The 18,124-nt window shown below is 24.3% G+C and carries 18 protein-coding genes and 8 tRNA genes; 19 read left to right on the top strand and 7 right to left on the bottom strand.

Annotation, left to right across the window (positions count from 1 at the left end; translation table 4 throughout):
• The first annotated feature begins 86 nt into the window (after nt 1-86).
• On the top strand, nt 87-2,003 hold the full coding sequence (gene parE, locus MMOB_RS02100; RefSeq protein WP_011264906.1) for a DNA topoisomerase IV subunit B: 1,917 nt from the start codon (nt 87-89) through the stop codon (nt 2,001-2,003).
• Between the two features lie 31 nt (nt 2,004-2,034).
• Nucleotides 2,035-2,862 carry an alpha/beta fold hydrolase gene (locus MMOB_RS02095; protein ID WP_011264905.1) on the top strand — a complete coding sequence of 276 codons (828 nt, stop codon included), beginning with the start codon at nt 2,035-2,037 and terminating at the stop codon, nt 2,860-2,862.
• A gap of 4 nt (nt 2,863-2,866) precedes the next feature.
• Here MMOB_RS02095 and recO read toward each other — a convergent pair whose 3' ends face one another.
• Nucleotides 2,867-3,532, bottom strand: coding sequence for a DNA repair protein RecO (gene recO / locus MMOB_RS02090; protein WP_041362907.1), 666 nt, complete (start codon nt 3,530-3,532; stop codon nt 2,867-2,869).
• A 42-nt stretch (nt 3,533-3,574) separates the two neighbouring features.
• On the opposite strand from recO, the gene MMOB_RS02085 reads away from it, so the two are divergent.
• Entirely contained in the window at nt 3,575-4,261 is a 687-nt protein-coding gene (locus tag MMOB_RS02085) for a winged helix-turn-helix domain-containing protein (RefSeq protein WP_156768868.1), read from the top strand.
• Here MMOB_RS02085 and MMOB_RS02080 read toward each other — a convergent pair.
• On the bottom strand, nt 4,258-4,602 hold the full coding sequence (locus MMOB_RS02080) for a hypothetical protein (protein ID WP_011264903.1): 345 nt from the start codon (nt 4,600-4,602) through the stop codon (nt 4,258-4,260). The two genes, MMOB_RS02085 and MMOB_RS02080, sit on opposite strands and share 4 nt — an antisense overlap.
• 107 nt (nt 4,603-4,709) lie before the next feature.
• Here MMOB_RS02080 and MMOB_RS02075 point away from each other — a divergent pair.
• The 8 genes from MMOB_RS02075 to MMOB_RS02040 all read left to right on the top strand — a co-directional run bounded on the left by MMOB_RS02075 (nt 4,710) and on the right by MMOB_RS02040 (nt 5,493).
• Nucleotides 4,710-4,786: transfer RNA gene (locus tag MMOB_RS02075), tRNA-Pro, on the top strand.
• A 1-nt stretch (nt 4,787) separates the two neighbouring features.
• Nucleotides 4,788-4,864 (top strand) — tRNA-Ala (locus MMOB_RS02070).
• A 5-nt stretch (nt 4,865-4,869) separates the two neighbouring features.
• A tRNA-Met gene (locus MMOB_RS02065) sits at nt 4,870-4,946 on the top strand.
• Between the two features lie 23 nt (nt 4,947-4,969).
• Nucleotides 4,970-5,046 (top strand) — tRNA-Ile (locus tag MMOB_RS02060).
• A 4-nt stretch (nt 5,047-5,050) separates the two neighbouring features.
• Nucleotides 5,051-5,141, top strand: a tRNA-Ser gene (locus tag MMOB_RS02055).
• Between the two features lie 119 nt (nt 5,142-5,260).
• A tRNA-Met gene (locus MMOB_RS02050) sits at nt 5,261-5,335 on the top strand.
• Between the two features lie 2 nt (nt 5,336-5,337).
• Nucleotides 5,338-5,414 (top strand) — tRNA-Asp (locus tag MMOB_RS02045).
• Between the two features lie 3 nt (nt 5,415-5,417).
• Nucleotides 5,418-5,493, top strand: a tRNA-Phe gene (locus MMOB_RS02040).
• Between the two features lie 50 nt (nt 5,494-5,543).
• On the opposite strand, the gene MMOB_RS02035 is transcribed toward MMOB_RS02040, so the two are convergent.
• The 3 genes from MMOB_RS02035 to mraZ are packed head-to-tail and all read right to left on the bottom strand — an operon-like array spanning nt 5,544 to nt 8,087.
• Entirely contained in the window at nt 5,544-6,734 is a 1,191-nt protein-coding gene (locus tag MMOB_RS02035; protein WP_011264901.1) for a hypothetical protein, read from the bottom strand.
• A gap of 4 nt (nt 6,735-6,738) precedes the next feature.
• Nucleotides 6,739-7,647 carry a 16S rRNA (cytosine(1402)-N(4))-methyltransferase RsmH gene (gene rsmH, locus MMOB_RS02030; protein ID WP_011264900.1) on the bottom strand — a complete coding sequence of 303 codons (909 nt, stop codon included), beginning with the start codon at nt 7,645-7,647 and terminating at the stop codon, nt 6,739-6,741.
• On the bottom strand, nt 7,647-8,087 hold the full coding sequence (mraZ, locus tag MMOB_RS02025; RefSeq protein ID WP_011264899.1) for a division/cell wall cluster transcriptional repressor MraZ: 441 nt from the start codon (nt 8,085-8,087) through the stop codon (nt 7,647-7,649). Before mraZ ends, rsmH begins: the two co-directional genes overlap by 1 nt.
• A gap of 186 nt (nt 8,088-8,273) precedes the next feature.
• Between mraZ and MMOB_RS02020 the strand changes: the two genes are divergently transcribed.
• From MMOB_RS02020 to MMOB_RS02005, 4 genes are read left to right on the top strand one after another with little or no spacing between them, the layout of a single operon-like run.
• Nucleotides 8,274-8,564 (top strand): Asp-tRNA(Asn)/Glu-tRNA(Gln) amidotransferase subunit GatC, encoded by a 291-nt coding sequence (locus MMOB_RS02020; RefSeq protein ID WP_041362901.1) that lies wholly within the window; start codon nt 8,274-8,276, stop codon nt 8,562-8,564.
• 2 nt (nt 8,565-8,566) lie between these two features.
• Nucleotides 8,567-9,907, top strand: a complete 1,341-nt coding sequence (locus MMOB_RS02015; protein ID WP_011264897.1) for an amidase family protein — start codon at nt 8,567-8,569, stop codon at nt 9,905-9,907.
• Between the two features lies 1 nt (nt 9,908).
• A complete protein-coding gene (gene gatB / locus MMOB_RS02010) occupies nt 9,909-11,336 on the top strand; it encodes an Asp-tRNA(Asn)/Glu-tRNA(Gln) amidotransferase subunit GatB (RefSeq protein ID WP_011264896.1) in 1,428 nt (475 codons plus the stop codon).
• 8 nt (nt 11,337-11,344) lie between these two features.
• Nucleotides 11,345-12,442, top strand: coding sequence for a YihY/virulence factor BrkB family protein (locus tag MMOB_RS02005; protein ID WP_011264895.1), 1,098 nt, complete (start codon nt 11,345-11,347; stop codon nt 12,440-12,442).
• Here MMOB_RS02005 and MMOB_RS02000 read toward each other — a convergent pair.
• Nucleotides 12,439-13,161 (bottom strand): DNA-processing protein DprA, encoded by a 723-nt coding sequence (locus MMOB_RS02000; protein WP_011264894.1) that lies wholly within the window; start codon nt 13,159-13,161, stop codon nt 12,439-12,441. The two genes, MMOB_RS02005 and MMOB_RS02000, sit on opposite strands and share 4 nt — an antisense overlap.
• Before the next feature lie 63 nt (nt 13,162-13,224).
• Between MMOB_RS02000 and MMOB_RS01995 the strand changes: the two genes are divergently transcribed.
• Complete coding sequence (locus MMOB_RS01995) at nt 13,225-15,747, top strand: hypothetical protein (RefSeq protein WP_011264893.1); 2,523 nt, start codon at nt 13,225-13,227, stop codon at nt 15,745-15,747.
• Here the strand turns inward: MMOB_RS01995 and mutM are convergent.
• Nucleotides 15,744-16,568, bottom strand: coding sequence for a DNA-formamidopyrimidine glycosylase (mutM, locus tag MMOB_RS01990; protein ID WP_011264892.1), 825 nt, complete (start codon nt 16,566-16,568; stop codon nt 15,744-15,746). The genes MMOB_RS01995 and mutM overlap by 4 nt on opposite strands.
• A gap of 28 nt (nt 16,569-16,596) precedes the next feature.
• Here mutM and MMOB_RS01985 point away from each other — a divergent pair, with 28 nt between their 5' ends.
• From MMOB_RS01985 to rpsL, 3 genes are all read left to right on the top strand, one after another.
• On the top strand, nt 16,597-17,055 hold the full coding sequence (locus tag MMOB_RS01985) for a Sua5/YciO/YrdC/YwlC family protein (protein WP_041362898.1): 459 nt from the start codon (nt 16,597-16,599) through the stop codon (nt 17,053-17,055).
• A complete protein-coding gene (locus MMOB_RS01980; protein WP_011264890.1) occupies nt 17,055-17,501 on the top strand; it encodes an RpiB/LacA/LacB family sugar-phosphate isomerase in 447 nt (148 codons plus the stop codon). The genes MMOB_RS01985 and MMOB_RS01980 overlap by 1 nt, the downstream gene beginning before the upstream one ends.
• Before the next feature lie 159 nt (nt 17,502-17,660).
• Nucleotides 17,661-18,080 carry a 30S ribosomal protein S12 gene (gene rpsL, locus MMOB_RS01975; protein WP_011264889.1) on the top strand — a complete coding sequence of 140 codons (420 nt, stop codon included), beginning with the start codon at nt 17,661-17,663 and terminating at the stop codon, nt 18,078-18,080.
• The last annotated feature ends 44 nt before the right edge of the window (nt 18,081-18,124 follow it).

The raw sequence follows: 18,124 nt of genomic DNA, 5'->3' as shown, positions 1-18,124 counted from the left end.
TATTTTTTCATCTTATAATACTCATTTTTTAAACAACTTATTAAAATATTTATCGTGTTACACTTTTTTAAACTAAAATAGATTGTATGAATATAAATTATGACTCAAAAAGCATAAAATCATATAAAGATTTAGAAGCTGTTAAAAAAAGACCTGGGATGTATATTGGATCAACTGATGCTAAAGGATTGCATCATTTAGTGTGAGAAATTGTTGATAATTCAATTGATGAAGCAATTGCTAATTTTGCAAATAAAATCCAAGTTACTCTAACTAAAGATGGAAGTGTAATTGTTGAAGATAATGGTCGTGGAATTCCAGTTGATAAATTTTCAGATCAAAAAACAACTGTTGAAGCAGTTTTTACAGAATTACATACTGGTGGTAAATTTGGAGATGGAGCATATAAAACTAGTGGAGGTCTTCATGGTGTTGGTTCAAGCGTTGTTAATGCTTTAAGTATAAAATTAATCGCAACAGTCTATCGTGATAAAAAAATTTATGAAACCATTTTTGAAAATGGTGGCGAAATTTCTCAATCTACAAAAATTATTGGTTCAACAACAAAAAGAGGAACTAAAATTGAATTTTGACCAGATTACATTATTTTTAAAAGGGCAAAACTATCATATGAAATAATTTCTGAAAGATTAAGAGAATCTTCATTTTTAATTCAAAATCTTGAGATTGTTTTAGTTGATGAAAATACAAATCAAAAAGAAACATTTAAATACGAAAATGGAATTGTAGAGTTTGTTGACTTTATCAATAGCGGCAAAGATGCAATTAATTCAAAAACTATTTACATTAATGATACAAAAAAAGATATCAATGTTGAAATTGCAATTCAATATACTGATTCTTACAATGAAACTATTGTTAGTTTTGTAAATAATATCAAAACTAGAGATGGTGGAAGTCATGAAAATGGAGTAAAAACAGCTCTTACAAAAGTTTTTAATGAATATGTAAAAGATAAAAATTTACTAAAAGGAAAAAACAATTCTTTCGAAGGTAATGATATTAGAGAAGGAATTACAATTGTAATTTCTTTAAGGATTCCTGAAAATATTTTAGAATTTGTTGGGCAAACAAAAGATAAATTAGGAACGCAAGAAGCAAAGAGTATTACAGAAGATATTTTATCAAACTCATTATGAATTTGACTAAACGAAAATAAAGAAGATGCATTAAAAATTATAAATAAAATTAAAAAATCCCAAGATTCAAGAATTGCAGCAAAAAACGCTAGAAAAGAATCGAGAGAAACAAAAAATTCTTTAAAGGAACAAAAAATTTTATCTGGAAAATTAAGTCCAGCAAGAAGCAAAAAAGCATCTGAAAAGGAATTATTTTTAGTCGAAGGTGATTCTGCTGGTGGAAGTGCAAAATTAGGGAGAAATTCTCAATTTCAAGCAATTTTACCCCTAAAAGGTAAAGTAATAAATTGTGAAAAAACAAAATTAATTGATGTTTTAAAAAATGAAGAAATTTCAACAATTATAAATACAATTGGTGCAGGAATTGGTGCAGATTTTGATCTTAAAAAAGCTAATTATCATAAAGTTGTAATTATGACAGATGCTGATGTTGATGGTTCTCATATTCAAGTATTACTTTTAACATTTTTATATAGATATATGAAACCCTTAATAGAAGCAGGAATGGTTTATATTGCTCTTCCACCTTTATTTAAAATAACAAATAAAAAAACAAAAAAATTTAAATATGTTTTAGATGAAGATGAATTAAACAATTTAATGAAAAAAGAAAATGATTTTGAAATTCAAAGATATAAAGGTTTGGGAGAAATGAATCCAGATCAATTATGAGAAACTGCGATGAATCCAGAAACAAGAACACTAATTAAGGTTGAAATCGAAGATGCTTTAATTACCGAAAGAAGAGTTTCTACTTTAATGGGAGATCAAATTGAATTAAGGAAAGAGTGAATTAATAAAAATGTTGTATTTTCTCTTGAAGATAATTTTAAAATAGTTTAAATTTTGATTTAGTGTATATAATAAATACAATATGATTGAGACTATAATTAATACCAATTCAAAAACAATTCCTATTATTAAAAATGAAATTGATACTGAAAAAGTTTTAATTTATTTTCATGGTTTAGGTGGAACAGCAAAAGATAGCAAATTCATTTTTGAACATATCAAAGATTACACTACAATTGTTGTTAAACAAAGAGGGCATGAAAACAACATAAATTTAAAAGCTTCTAGATATTTCAAAGAATATTTAAAAGATATTTTTGATGTTATTTTGTATTATAAAAAAATGTCTAAAAAAATATTTTTATTAGGTGAAAGTATGGGAGCTGCTTTTAGTTCTTTGATTAGTTATTATTTTAAAGATGCTGTTGAAGCAGTTTTTGCTTGCTCTATACCAGATAAATTAACTAATATTTTTCTTGATTCTAAAAAGAAAAAATTTGTAATTAATTTTAGAACGATTGCTACTTATTTTTTTAATATAAATTACAAATTTCAAGCAAGAATAGATTTTCATAAAATTAGTAACAATAAAGTGTTGCAAAGGCTAACAAAATTAGATGTAAATACTCAAATATCTCAAACAAGAAATATTATTGCATCATGAAATGCAATTAGAACATTTTGAAAAATAGCAAAAAGAGCTAAATCAAATTCTCCTATATATTTTTTCTATGGAAGCGATGATATTTTAATAAAACAAAACAAAATAGAAAATAAATTAACTAAAATTAAATTTTTTAATGAAAATTTTCACACTATAAAAATTGAAAATTCAAAACATGTTTTATTGCTAGAAGGAACTTCAAATATTATTTTTGATAAAATCAATGAGGTACTTAATCCCAATTAAATTTTTAAAAAGTATTTTCATCAATGTAATTTTTTAATATATTAAATATAAAAATATTTGTTTCTGCCGAAGTTGTTTCAACATATTTTTTAAAACTTATATTTAAATTATAAATACTTTGAAGAATTTTTGCATTCAATTTATTTTTCGAATGCTTAAAACAAGAAAAACCTCCTTCAAAAAAAGAAAAGTTGGCTAATTTTTGATTTGTCCCACATTTATAACAAAAAGAATAATTAACATTTAACCCTAGTGAAAATAAAGTTTTATTGACAATGTAAGTTTTTATAAAAAAATTATTTCCTTTTCCAAATTCATCCAAACATTCTAAATAAGAATTGAAAACTGCTTGAGTATTAACATTTACTTTATTAATATATTTAAACAATTCTTGAACAATAAGTAAGTTTTCTGAATTTAGTAAGTCAAAATTTTTAATTAAATGTGCTTTTTTAAGTTTTGAAGTTTTGTTATTTAATCTAGCTTCAAAAAATTCTAATTCGCTATATGATCCTAGTAAAACTCCATTGCGATTTTTGCTTTTAATTTTTCTAACTCCAAGTGCAATTATTGGATAAATTTTATTAAAATCCATAACACTCAAAATTACATCAAATTCTTGGAAATTTTCACTTTTTATTATAATTGATTCAATATTTTTTAGAGACATATGAATATTTTACATTTTATTGATTTGCTATATAATAATTTTATGAAAAGCAATCCCAATCTTAAATTACTTGTACTCAAAAATGATAATAATAACGAAAATTTAAATATCTTCTTTAGAGATCTAGAAAGGTACTTTTTTGTAGATGTTTATTATTGTTTTTTAGACAATTTAACTACAGCAACATTGCAAAATTACAATTTTGTAATTGTGGAAAATTTTCATAAGGAGCAAATTTTAACTGAAGATAAATATCAATTAATTAATACTTTATTTCCTAATAGTAAGATTTTTTGATTATTAAACAAATATAATGAGAATAGCACATTTTTTTTAAGAAATATCAATAATGATATTTTGTACTATAATGAAAATTACGAAATTTTTAAAATCTCTAATTTATCATATTTGAAAAACTATTTCAAAGGGTTTGAATCAGGTAATTTCATCTCACATAGATCACTTTTTTTAGATTTTGTCTCAAATAAATTTTTTTACAACAATAAAATTTTAGAATTAACAAAAAAAGAATTTCTAGTTTTGTCTTTTTTACTTCATAATCGTGATTCAGATTCAATTGACAAAAATAGAATTTTTCGATATGTTTGAGATATAGAAAATGATACAGATAATTCAAGAGTTGTAGATCAAATACTACATAAATTAAAAAAGAAAATAAATTCTTCTTATTTTGAAAATATTTTAGGAAAAGGAACAAAAATTATTTAATTGCTAACATTCAATTTATTTTTATCTTTAGTTTTTCCTAAAAAAGCTCTTAATATGTCATATAGATATCACATAATGGTTAAAAAGTAAATTGCAATAATTATACTACCTAAAATAGTCAAACCTATAGGGAAAGATAAAAGGTTAATGTTTATAGCACCAAAATTTACTGAGGAAAATATAATCAAAAAGAAAATTCCAAAAACTCCAAAAACACTCAAAAACAATCCTTTTATTAAAGCCATTTTTTTAAAACCTAAATATCACTTATCAAATCCTAAAAAACCAAAAAAAATGGTAAACATTATTAAAAAAGTTTTTTTTAAAGAGCTCTTGTTCATATAAAAATTATATAGTAATTATTTTTTGAATTTTTTCAAATTAATTTAAATATTTTGTTTATAATTTCAATGTATAATAGATACCATAAAAAATATATACCATTTTTGGAGAAGTAGCTCAGCTTGGTAGAGCACTTGGTTTGGGACCAAGTGGTCGCAGGTTCGAATCCTGTCTTCTTCACCATGGGGGGGTAGCTCACTTGGCTAGAGCGCCTGCCTTGCACGCAGGAGGTAGAGGGTTCGAATCCCTTCCTCTCCACCATATATGGCTCTGTAGCTCAGCTGGTTAGAGCATTCGGTTCATACCCGAAAGGTCAAGAGTTCGACTCTCTTCGGAGCTACCATATACTAAAGGCACCGTCTTTGTGGTCCTATAGCTCAGTCGGTTAGAGCACACGACTTATAATCGTGAGGTCGCTGGTTCAATCCCAGCTAGGACTACCAAAAAGGGCAATTACCCAAGTCTGGCTGAAGGGAACGGTCTTGAAAACCGTCAGGAGGTAAAACTCGCGGGGGTTCGAATCCCTCATTGCCCGCCATTTGTTATATCACCATAAAAAATTCAATATTTGTTGAATTTTTTTATTTAAATAAATTTCAAAAAAATTTACAAATATTTTTATTTTTGCTATAATGAATTTACACAAAAAAATAATATCGCGGAGTAGAGCAGTGGTAGCTCGTCAGGCTCATAACCTGAAGGTCGTAGGTTCAATTCCTACCTCCGCAACCAATGGTTCAGTGGTAAAGTGGTTTAATACGCCTCCCTGTCACGGAGGAGATCGCGGGTTCGAACCCCGTCTGGACCGCCATTTGGCTCTGTAGCTCAGTCGGTAGAGCAACGGATTGAAGCTCCGTGTGTCGCTGGTTCAATTCCTGCCGGAGCCACCATATCTATAAAGGTCAAAAAAAGCAAGATGAATCTTGCATTTTTTATTTTTTTAAGAAATTAAGTAATTTTCAGAAGTATTTGAAATAAACTCATATGTTTGCAATATTTTTAATGGTTTTGTAATTAGAAAATTATTTTCCATTTTAGTATCTATCATACTATTTATATATTTTGTAGCCATGTAGGAATTTTTTTCTTCATTTAGAAGTTGGTATGTAATAAAACTATTAACATGGCATTTTGTATCAATTCCATTTTTTTCAAAATTAGAATTAATAATTTTTTCAAGATCTAAAATTGAAGAACCTTCACCTGTTAAATAAATTGTATCTCTTGAAACAAGCGAAAATTTTTTATTAAATTCTTCAAAAATCTTTTCAAAAAAAAGTAGCGTATATTGATTCAATTTTTTTAAAGTTAAATTAGAATTCAATGCAACTTGCTTTTCACTATTGAACTTATTAAAATCAGTGTAAATACTAAAAATTTTCTTAGCCTCTTCAGAAGTTATTGAATCATGATTTTTGAAAATTTTCTCATAAATATATTTTGTCCCAAAAGATAAAATGTGATAATCTATTAAAACATTGTTATTATAAATGTTGATTGTTACACTTTCTTCATTAATGTTTATAAGAGATTTTTCTTTATTTTCAATTAAAAAACTATTGTTGTCTAATAAATATTGGTTTAAATGAGAATCTGTAACGATAGTTTTTAAAGTAATGTTTGCATTTTCACAAAGGTTAATAATATAATTATAAATACTTGAACTAATATGTGATACAACACTATAGGTTTTTAATTCTTTTGCCTCTATATCTAAAGGTACTTCATTGAAAGTTGCGATTTGATCATTTTTAGAAAGAACTTCATATTTATAAGGTCTTGATAGAATAGCTACTTGGTCATTTTGCTTTAAAGAATCTTTTTCAATTTTAATTGATTTTTCAATGTGTTCAAGTGAGATTTTTCCATTCACTTCAATTGTTGAAAATCTTTTTTCCAAGTTTAATTTAATTCCTTTGGCAATTAAAATGACAAAAACAATTTCTTTAATATTCAAAGAAAACTTTTTATTAACTTGCATAATAGATTCAGAGATAAATTTTGAATATTTTGAATCTTCATCACAGCTAGATGAATATATTTGAAAAATTCTTTTTTCAAATGTCTCCATAATTCTTAGTTCAATTTTGTTTGCTTGAAGAATTACTATTGCATTTATTTTTTTTGTCATTTTTTTACCTTTCTATCTTTTTTAATACTCGCATTTTTGCGCTTTTTGATCTTGGATTTTCTTCTAATTCTTTTTTTGAAGGCAAGTAAGTTTTTACTTCAAATTCTTTTTCTTTTTTAGTTGGTAAAAATGCTAGAACATCATCTTTTATAAAACTTCCAAAATATTTTTTAACAATTCGATCTTCAATTGAGTTAAAGGTGATGATTGCAACTTTTCCATTTTCTTCAAGTATTGAAACTAGATTTTTTAAAAGAAAATTTAAAGAATTTATCTCATCATTAACTTCAACTCTCAATGCTTGAAATACTGCTTTACTTGGGTCTTTTTTTCTAACAATAAAAGCAGGCAAGTATTTTTTTAGAATTACACTCAGTTGTAAAGTCGTTTCAATTGGCCTATTAGAAGTAATAATTTTTGCTATTTGTCTTGAATTTTTTATTTCTGCATTCCTATATAAAAGATTTTTTAATTGCTCTTCTGAATAACTATTTACAATAAAATGTGCATCTAATTTTTGGTCTAAATTCATTCTCATGTCTAGTCTTGATTCTTTGTTATAACTAAATCCCCTATTAGCATTGTCAATTTGAGGTGATGATATTCCTAAATCAATTAAAATTGCATTTACTTTTGAAATTTTCAATTCTTTTAATAAGTCAGAAATTTTACTAAAATCACTATGAAACAATTTGAAATTACTTCCAATTTGTTCTAATTTTTCTTTTGAAAATGTGATTGCACTTTTATCTTTATCAATTCCAATTAATAAACCTTTTGGAATTTTTTTTAGCATTTCTTGAGAATGGCCAGCTCTTCCTAAAGTAAGATCAATAACAACATCTGTTTCTTTCAAATTAAAAGCACTCAAAACTTCATTTAACAGTATAGGAATATGAACATTTGATTCCATTATAAAACTGCACCTTTTTCAAATAATTCTTGTGTTAATTTTTTAATGTTCTCTTCATTTTCGTATATATTTGTAATTTTTTCAAATTTTTCTTTTGATCATAATTCAGCCTTATTACCAACACCGACAATAACAGCATCCTTTTCAATTTCAGCTTTTTTTAATAAGTTATCCAAAATAATAACTCTACCTAATTTATCTGAACTGACTTCAATAGTGTTTGCAAAAATATAACGACTTAATTCTCTCATTTTTGAATCAAGTAAATTGTTTGAACTGATTTTATTACTAAATTCTTCAAAAGATTTTTTACTCCTAAATTCAAGTGATTTTTCAAAACCAAGTGTAATGTAAAATGTTTCACCAAGTTCATCTCTGAATTTAGATGGAATAACTAATCTATTTTTAGAATCTAAAGTTTTTTCATATGATCCAAACATTCCACTTTCTCCCACTTTTTGCCACTATCTACCTTTATTATACTGTAAATACAATTTTTTTCACTTTTTTATTAAATTTTATTTGAGAATTTTTTTCAACATAAAGACTTTAGGTTTTGGAATTAAAATGCTGTTTTTTATATATAATGAAACTAAAGAAAATACATTTTGTCGAGAGGAGTTACTTTGAACAAACATCAATTTAAAGAAATTGCGATTTCTATTAAACTTATACCTTCAGAAAAAGTACTAAATTCATTAGAAAGAGAATTTAATGCAATTGAAAAGACTTTAGTCTTACTAAAAAAAGTTGATATAAAAAATATCAAGGCTTTGTCACATATAAATGAAAATGAAACTTTTTATTTAAGAGAAGATGATTCTGATACAAGCGAATTGTTAACTCAAGATCAAATTTTTGAAAATGCAAAAGATTTTTATCAAGACTATGTCGTTGTTTCAAAAGTGGTCAAATAATTATGTTTAAATTTACTACAAATATTAAAAATGCTATAGAACATTTAAAAAACGACAAAAACAATGCAGTTTCTCATGTTTTTTTGGATGCTAAAAATTCAGAAGGTCTTCTTTCAAAAACAACCTATGTTTTGAAAGATGTTTTTGCTCATAGTAATTCTACTTCTGAAGGTTCTTCGGATTTTTTGAAAGGATTTAAACCATTTTATAATTCAACAATTATTACTAAATTACAAAAAGAAGGTGCAGCTTTAGTTGGTAAAACTAACTTGGATGAATTTGGTTTAGGTGCAACAGGAACATTTTCATCAAAAGGTGTGATTTTAAACCCTTTAGATTCAACAAGAATTGTAGGAGGTTCTTCATCAGGTTCTGCTGCAATTTTTAATGAAAAGTTAAGTTTTGCAATTGGTACTGACACAGGAGATTCAGTAAGGTTACCTGCTTCTTTTGTTGGAAAAGTTGGATTTAAACCATCTTATGGATCTGTTTCTAGGTATGGTTTATTTCCTTTTGCCTCAAGTTTAGATACAGTAGGTTGATTTACTCATAATGTTCAAGATAGTAATATTCTTGCTAAAGTTTTATATGGTAAAGATGAAAAAGATTTTACAAGTTTAGATGTAAAAATGAATATAGTTAAAGCTGAAAAACCAAAAACAATTGGAATTTTTAATTGTTATAAATTTTTAGGTGAAGAAACATCAAAAAAATTTAATGATTTAATCAATATTTTGGAAAACGAAGGAATAAAAATTAATGTTTTAGAAATTCCAGAAGAATACTTATTGCTAATTCAAGTAGTTTATAGAATCATTTCTTATTCAGAAGCTTCTACAAATTTAGCTAATTTAAATGGAATGGCTTTTGGTAATAAAAAGCATGGTAATAATTGGGAAGAAATCATGATAAATACAAGGAGTGAAAATTTTGGCTATATGGTTCAAAAAAGATTAACTCTTGGTGCATATTTTTTAGATGTTGAAAATCAAGAAGATCTATTTTTAAGAGCTCAAAAAGTTAGAAGAATTTTAAAGGATTCTATATTATCATTTTTTAATAAGTTAAAAATTGATATGATATTGATGCCATCTTCTCCTGAAGTTGCTCCTAAAATTGATTCTATTTCTTCTAATGAAAAAAATAATTATGGATACATGCCATATATTTTAACTTTATCTAATTTAGTTGGTAATCCTTCTATTTCTATTCCTTGAATTACAAGTCAAAATGAAAAATTACCTATAAATATCACAATTGAGACAAATATTTACGATGATGAAAAATTGTTTTCATATTCATTATTTTTAGAAGAATTTTTAAGCAAAAAAGGAATTAGATAACATGAATACTTTCGAAACAGTAATTGGTATTGAAATACATATTGAGTTGAATACGAAAACAAAAATGTTTTCTCCTGCACCAAATAAATTTAATGAAAAACCCAACACTTTGGTGCATCCGATTGATGTGGCTTATCCAGGGACCCTACCAAGACTTAATAAAGAAGCAGTTGTCAAAGCAATAAAACTTGCAAAAGCTTTAAATATGGAAATTGATACCTTATTGCGTTTTGATAGAAAAAATTATTTTTATCCTGATCTTCCAAAATCATTTCAAATAACACAACAAAATTTTCCAATTGGAAAAAACGGAACATTAACAATAGAATCAAATGGAAAGAAAAAAGAAATTTTAATTGAAAGAATTCATTTAGAAGAAGACACTGCAAAGCAAATTCACCTTAATGATAAGACTTTGGTCGATTACAATAGAGCAGGAGTTCCATTAATTGAAATTGTCACAAAACCTATTATTTCAAATGCAGAAGAAGCTGCAAATTATGTTGATATGATTAGAAAAATTGTTTCATTTATAGACATAAGTGATGCAAAAATGTCAGAGGGATCTTTGAGAGCTGATGTAAATATTTCTATAAGACCTTTTGGACAAAAGTTTTTAGGAGAAAAAGTTGAAATTAAAAACTTAAACTCTGTTTCTAATCTTAAAAAAGCTATTGAATTTGAAAAAAACTTACAAATTAAAAAAATCTTATCCAACGAAAAAATTGAATCCCAAACAAAAAGATTTGATGAATCTAAAAATGAAACAGTTGTTATGAGAACTAAAAGTAAAACAATTGATTATAAGTATATTCCAGAGCCCAACATTCCTTTTATAAGAATTCCAAAAGATTTTATAGATAAAATTAAAGTTGAAAATCTTCCATGAAACATTGAAAAAAAATTATTATCTCAAAATATTTCATCTGAATTTGTACAACAATTTTTGAACGATTTTCAAATGCTTTTAGTATTTGAATCAATTATTTATCCTAATCGTGAAAAGCTTTCTAAAGTATTTTTTTCTGAATTAATTTCTCTAGCGAATTCAAAAAATGTACACATTAAAGATCTAAAGTTCAATTTTTCAGAATTTGTTATTGCATTAAAATTTTTGGATAATGGAGAAATTTCTGGAAAACATTTAAAAACTATAATTAATGAAATTTTCACTAAAAATGAAAAAGTAGAAGATATTGTTTCAAGAAATAATTTAAGATTGATTTCAGATGAGGATTTAATTTTTAATTTAATAAATAAAGCATCTAAAGATAAAAATGAAATTATTTTAGAATATCCAAATAAACCTGAAAAAGTTTTGAAATATCTAACTGGTTTTGTGATGAAAGAAACAGAAGGTCAAGCAAATCCTGTATTATCTTTTAATCTTGCTAAAAAATATTTAGATGAAAAATTTAAAAAAGTATAATTATAAATATGTTTAAAAAAAGTTTAGGAATTGGATGAGAAAATTTTAATAGGAAAAAACCAAGGAAAATTTCTAAAATTTTCAAATTTTCTTCTAAAGATAAAATAAATAGAAAATCATTTGTAAGTTCAAAAATGGTTGTCCCAGTTTATGAAAATAAAACATTAAAAAAAATAATCAAATCAATATTAAATTTTGGACTTAGAATAACTTCATCAAGAGTTAAATGAAATAAAAACAAAGCTCTTAATGAAGAACTTGTAGATAATACATATAAAAAGATTCAAAGTAAGGAATTTGCTTTTATCCCTGCAGGTCTTGCATTGTATTTGTTTATGGCTTTTATTCCGATATTGACAATAGTTTTTTCAGTTTTTTCATTTAATCTTGAATTTACAGAAATTTTAAGAACAGATATATTAGGAAGATTAATTCCAGGAATCGAATCATCTATTCCTGCAATCCAAGAATTTTTCCAATCTAGCACTGTAGGTACAGTTGCACTAATAATTTTACTTGCATCCTCGTTTTGATTATCTTCAAATGGTTTTGTAAAATTTATCAAGAGTGAATCACTTATATATAATTTTCAAAACATTGAAAATAATTTAATTTTAAGAATTAAAGGAATTTTAATTGTTTTAGGATTAAGTGTATTTATGTCTTTGGTTTTACTTGTTGTAATTCCGATTGTAAAAATCTTAAAGGAAAATTTACTTATTCAATCTCCAACAACTTTTTTTGCAATTTTTTATATTTTGTCATTTATTCTAATTATTTTTAGTTCATATGTTGCTTTTTTATTGTTATTTAAATTAAGCCCAAGCTTTAAATTGAAATTTAAAGATGTTAGTCCAGGAGCTATTGTCACAACAATTCCGACTAGTTTATTTATTGTTATTTTTGGTTCGTTATCATCAATAGATTTAATTAATTATGGTAATTTTGGGACTATAGGAACTTTTATGTTTTTAGTCATTTTAATTTTACAATTATCTTTTTATCTTTATGCAGGTTTAATTATTAATGCAGCATATTATCAAACTTTTGTAGGAAAAAAATTAATACCTAAATACAAAAGTAAAGTCAAATCTTTAGAAAATTAAACAACAATTTTTGTAACAAAATTAGCTCCATCATTAAGAAGAATTAAATTTCCATCATCTCCTTTTGGAGGAAAGCAAAATATTTCCTTTCCACTATTTAGGAAAAAATTTATTAAATTGAATAGCTTTGAATTTTTTTCTGAATTATAAATTATTAAAAAATCTGAAAGGATACTTGATAAATAATTTCTTTTAAATAGTTTTCTTTTACTTAAATTTATTTTAAAAGGGTATTCACTAATTATTAAATTATTTAAATTTAAATCAATTTCATTAAACATATATTGATCGATTAAACCATTTGCTGAAAAACTAATAATTTTTCCATTATTATTTTTAAATAAATTGTAAATTTTTTCATCGAAGTTTTTAAAACCCAATGACAATAGTGTCTTTTTCAAAATTATCGGATGCAAACTATTTTCAATATCCTCATAACTTTTTTCAAAAGAATCTCCAACAAGCATTATTTTCTCGCTATTTAGCAAATCTATATTTCCTTTGTAAAAAATAGCATAGGGCGAATATTTAATATTTTTAAAAGAATTTGGATAAGTTTGATCAAATTTTGTCAAGACTTTTATTTTATTATTTTCAAGTTTTTTGTTCCATTGTATTAATTTTTCTATATCAATTTTTTCCATTTTTATTAGTGCATTTTTAATTTTAAAATAATCTCCTTGATATTTTATTGAAAAATAAATAATAATTTCTTTCATTTTTTACCCCATATTCAAATAACATTTTTCTAAAAATATTTTTAAAAAATATAAAATTAGAATATGTATAGAAAAAAAGCTATAAGTATTTCTGAAAAAATAAGATATCTTGCTATTGGAGATGATTTTTCTTTAGGTTATTCAGTTTTTTATAGTAATCAATACCCAGGTTATTTTAAATCTGAGCATAGCAAAAAATTAGGAATTAATTTCCCTTCGTATTTAGCTGATATTTTTTTAAAAAATAATGATGAAATTAAACTAGAATGATTTGAAAATTACTCGTTTTTAGGTGCAAGAGCTAAAGATGTATTGTACTTTTTAAATTCTAAAAAAAAGGACCATTCTTTTTTAAATTCAGAAAATATAATTAAATTAAATTTACTTAAAGATCAGGATCCTGATCTTTCTAATGTTTTCAAAGATGATTTTAAAATCAAGTTTAATCCAAATGAATCAGAAGTAAAATATGAAAATTTTAATTCTTTAATCCAATCTGCTAATCTAATCACAATAACTTTAGGTTTTAATGATATTTTTTGAGATTTCCCTCTTGAAAAAATTCTACTTAATGTATTTGTTTCAGAAAAAAATAATATTAATTTATTTTGAGAAAGCTTTATAAAAAAACAAAAAGATTTTAAAGTAGATCTTTTTGAAGTGCTAAAAACTTTAAGAGAAAAAAATCCAAACGCAGCTATTGTTTACATCATTCCTCCTAATTTCTTTTTTAGACTTGAAAACATATTAAAAGTTAATTATAAAAACACAGAACTGAATTTATTAAATTCTATTAATAACAATATAAATAAAATAGTAGAAAAAACAATATCTTTATTCGAAGATATATATTTGATTAATACTTTTGACAAATTAAATTTTGAAAAAAATATTAAGATTTATAATCGTTCACCTTTTGATTATCACCCAACCCAAATTGCTTATAAAAAAATGGCAAAAGATATTTTCTTTAAACTCAGTTTTCCTGATAATTTTTCTTTTGAAATTGCACAAATGTACAAGAAAAATTATTCATTTAATTATTTTTTAAGTGATCACAAAAATTTTAGACAAATTTTAAAGTACAAAAAACCCTTAACAGATCTTTATACAAATTCAAATGATGAAGAATTAGAATCTTTTAATTCAGAAGAAAAAATTCTATTACCATTTAGTCAAAAAATTGTTTTAAAAAAAATTTTAACAATTTTATTTTTGGTAAATGAAAAATTTTTATACAAATATTTTCAATTGCTTGTTTCATATTTAGAAAAATGAAATGAAAATTTAGCTATGAAAATAAAATTTTTTTTAGAAGAAAATAATAATTATATTAAATTAGCAAAAGTAATTTTAGATAGCAATTTAATTGAAGAAATTTTTCAAAATATTCAAAATTCGATTGATTTCTATCCTTTTTCTTCAAAAAAAATTGGAGATTTTTTAGATTTAAAAATCTTCAAAAAAATAATAATTAAAAATCTTTCTAATAAAGAAACTTATTATAGATTTTTGAATTATTTTTATAAAGATGATTTTTTGAAAAATAATAATTCATTAATAAAAAATACTTTTGTGCAAACTTCATTTATTTTATTGAATGATCAAAATTTAACAAAAATTTTTTATGAAAAATTTATTGAATCATATGTAAAAAACCTTTCTACAAAAGCCGATTTTGAAACAGTAAAGTCATTATATAATTTAATTGTAAGTTCAAATTCTTTTGTTTTATTTTTAAAAAAATTATCTTCTATTCTTTTTGATCATTATTTAGAGTTTAGTAAGATTGATAATTACATAAATTTTTTAGCAAATTTTTCAGAAAAATATGTAAAACAATTTTTGATAGATTTATTCGAACTTTTTGATTCACTATTAAATACTGAAAAAATAAAATTAGAAATTGATCAATTAATTTTGAACAATTTTAAATATAAAATTCAAGAAAAAAATTTGCTTTTTACTTTATGGTTTTTAATAAATAATAATCATTTAAAAGAATTAATTTTCAAATTTTTAGATTATGTTAGTTTGGAATTGAAATACCCCTTAAATGGTAAATTTAATCGAGCCAATATTGCAAAAAAATACATAAAACAAAACTATAAATTATTTTTTAAATATTTATCAGCTATCACTGAATCTATAAAAGATTTTAAAGATGTTAAGTTCTTGATGTATTACTTAGCTAAAAATCCTTTTGTTAAAAAATATTTACTAAATACAAGAACATTTAATTCTGAATTAAATACTTTAAATGCTTTTGATGTTTTTAAATCTAGAAAATATCTTTTCAGAATAACAAGACCTTTTTCAAGTTCTTTATATGAATATTGTCAAGAAAATAATGATTTTGAAACTTTTGAAAATTCGATAACTCTTTTATTGAATGCGTTAGTTGAAATTTTTGAAATTTTAAGTGTTCCTAAAAATTTAATTATTTTAAAAACAATTAAAAATATAATTTATAAATTTTTAAAAACAAAATCCAAACAAGCTAATTTGCTAATAAAATCTCATTTAAATAAATTCAACTCATTTGAAAGTATTATTATTGCAATTGACAAATTAAGCAATAACTAATTTAGTTGTTGACATTTTTTACAAAAATATGTCCCTCTTCCACCAAGTTTTATTTTTTGGATCAATTCACCACAATTAGGGCAAGGCTTATTAAATTTTGTATGAACTTGCAAGAAATTTTGAAAAGATCCTTCTTTTTCATTTAAAGAAGTATAACTTCTAATTGAAGAGCCACCTAATTTAGTTGATTCTTGTAAAATTCTTGTTGCATTTTTCAATATTAACTTTACTTGTTCTAAAGATAATTGATTTGCTTTAAATTCAGGATGAACTTTAGAAGCAAATAAAGTTTCATCAACATAAATATTTCCTAAACCTGCAATTATTTGTTGATCTAACAAAATTTTTTTGATTGCAGTTTTTTTTCTTTTTAAAAGCTTAAAAAATTCATCTAAATCAATTTTTCACGGAACAGGAGCCACTAAGGATAAAGGTTTAATTTTCAAATAATTTTCACTATTTCTAAAATGAAATGTACCAAACATTCTTGAATCGTGATAATGTAATGAAGATCCATCAGTAAAATGAAAAATCAATCTATCATGAATTTCTTTTTGTCTTTTTTTGGAATAAAAATTATATCCTCCTTCCATTCTAAGGTGAGACAACATAATTTTATTATTACTTAAAAAAAAGACAATAAATTTTCCTTCGTTTTCAATATTGAAAATAGTTTCATTTTCTAAATATTTTTTAAACTCTTCACTTGAAATTTCTTTTATCATTTTAGGGATAAAAATCTCAATTTTCGAAATTGTTTTATCTAATATAAGTTTTTTTAAATGTAAAATAACGGTTTTTACTTCTGGTAATTCAGGCATGATTAAATTTTACTTTATAATAATGAATATGAATAAATTTAAAGATGTTTTTATTGTTTCAACAGATACAGTAACAGGAATTGGAATTAGTATCCATCATGAAAATCCTAATTTACTCTATGAGTTAAAAAATCGCCCTAAAAATAAGAAAATAGCTATAGTAGTTGGTTCAATAGAGCAAGCAAGAAAAATGCCATTTTGAAATGAAAAAGCTGAAGCTTTTGCAAATATTTTATGACCTGGAGCAGTAACTTTAATTGTCAATGATCAAGCAATAAGAATGCCTAATTGTAAAAAATTGCAAGATTTTATTATTGATGAAGGACCATTTTTTCTAACAAGTGCAAATAAAAGTGGTGAAGATCCCATTGAAATAAATAATGCTCAAAAAATTTTCCCTGAAGTTACAAAAATTTATAATTTTTGTAAAGGCAATGGAAAATCTTCAATTATAATTGATATAGAAACAAAAAAGAGGTTGAGGTAATGAAAAAAAGTAAATTTATCTTAGCTAGTGATCATGCTGGTTATAAATTAAAAGAAGAAATAAAAAAATATCTAATCGAAAAAGGATTACCATATACAGATTTAGGAACAAATAGTGAAACAGAAAGTGTTTCATATAGTGAATTTGGAAAAAAATTAGGAAAATATGTTCATGAAAATCCCAATGATTATGGAATTGGAATTTGTGGAACAGGTTTAGGAATGTCTTATGCTGTTAATCGTTTTAAAAATGTTAGAGGGGCGAGAATTCATTCTGTAGAAGATGCTCATTTAGCTAAACAACATAACAATGCCAATGTATTAATTTTTGGTGGAAGACAACAAAAAATAGAAGATATTAAAAAAATGATTGATGAATTCATTAATACAGAATTTGAAAAAGGCAGACATCTAGATCGTATTAAAGATCTTGATGATGAAATTTAATAAAAAAACTACTAAAATAAGTAGTTTTTTTATAGTTTTAAAAATTTTTGTGTTTTTTTGTGATACACCGGCATAGTTGTTGTATAATGCTTTAAAGTATTTTAAATTTAAACTAATTTAAGCTATGAAAATATAAATTATTATATAAGAAAGGAAAGAATGCCAACAATCAATCAATTAGTTTCTCAAGGAAGAAAAAAGAAAGTGTGAAAAACTTCTTCACCAGCTTTATCACTTGTCTATAACTCATTAAATAAAAAACAAACAGAAATTCCTGCACCTTTTAAAAGAGGAGTATGTACAAGGGTAGCAACAATGACACCTAAAAAACCTAACTCAGCTTTACGTAAATATGCAAGAGTAAAACTATCAAATGGATTTGAAGTAACAGCTTATATTCCAGGCGAAGGACACAATATTCAAGAGCACTCTGTTGTTTTAATTCGCGGTGGTAGAGTAAAAGATTTACCAGGAGTTAGATACACAATTGTTCGTGGAACTCAAGATGCAGCTGGGGTTGCAAATAGAAACCAGTCTCGTTCACGTTATGGAACAAAAAAACCAAAACCAAAAAGTTAGTGGTTTTTAATTAGTAAAATAAATAAAAATTAATTTACACAATT

This window comes from Mycoplasma mobile 163K, from assembly GCF_000008365.1.
Lineage (GTDB): Bacteria > Bacillota_I > Bacilli_A > Mycoplasmatales > Metamycoplasmataceae > Mycoplasma_J > Mycoplasma_J mobile.
The sequence above is the reverse complement of the archived record's forward strand: the minus strand, read 5'-3'. Positions and strand labels throughout refer to the sequence as shown.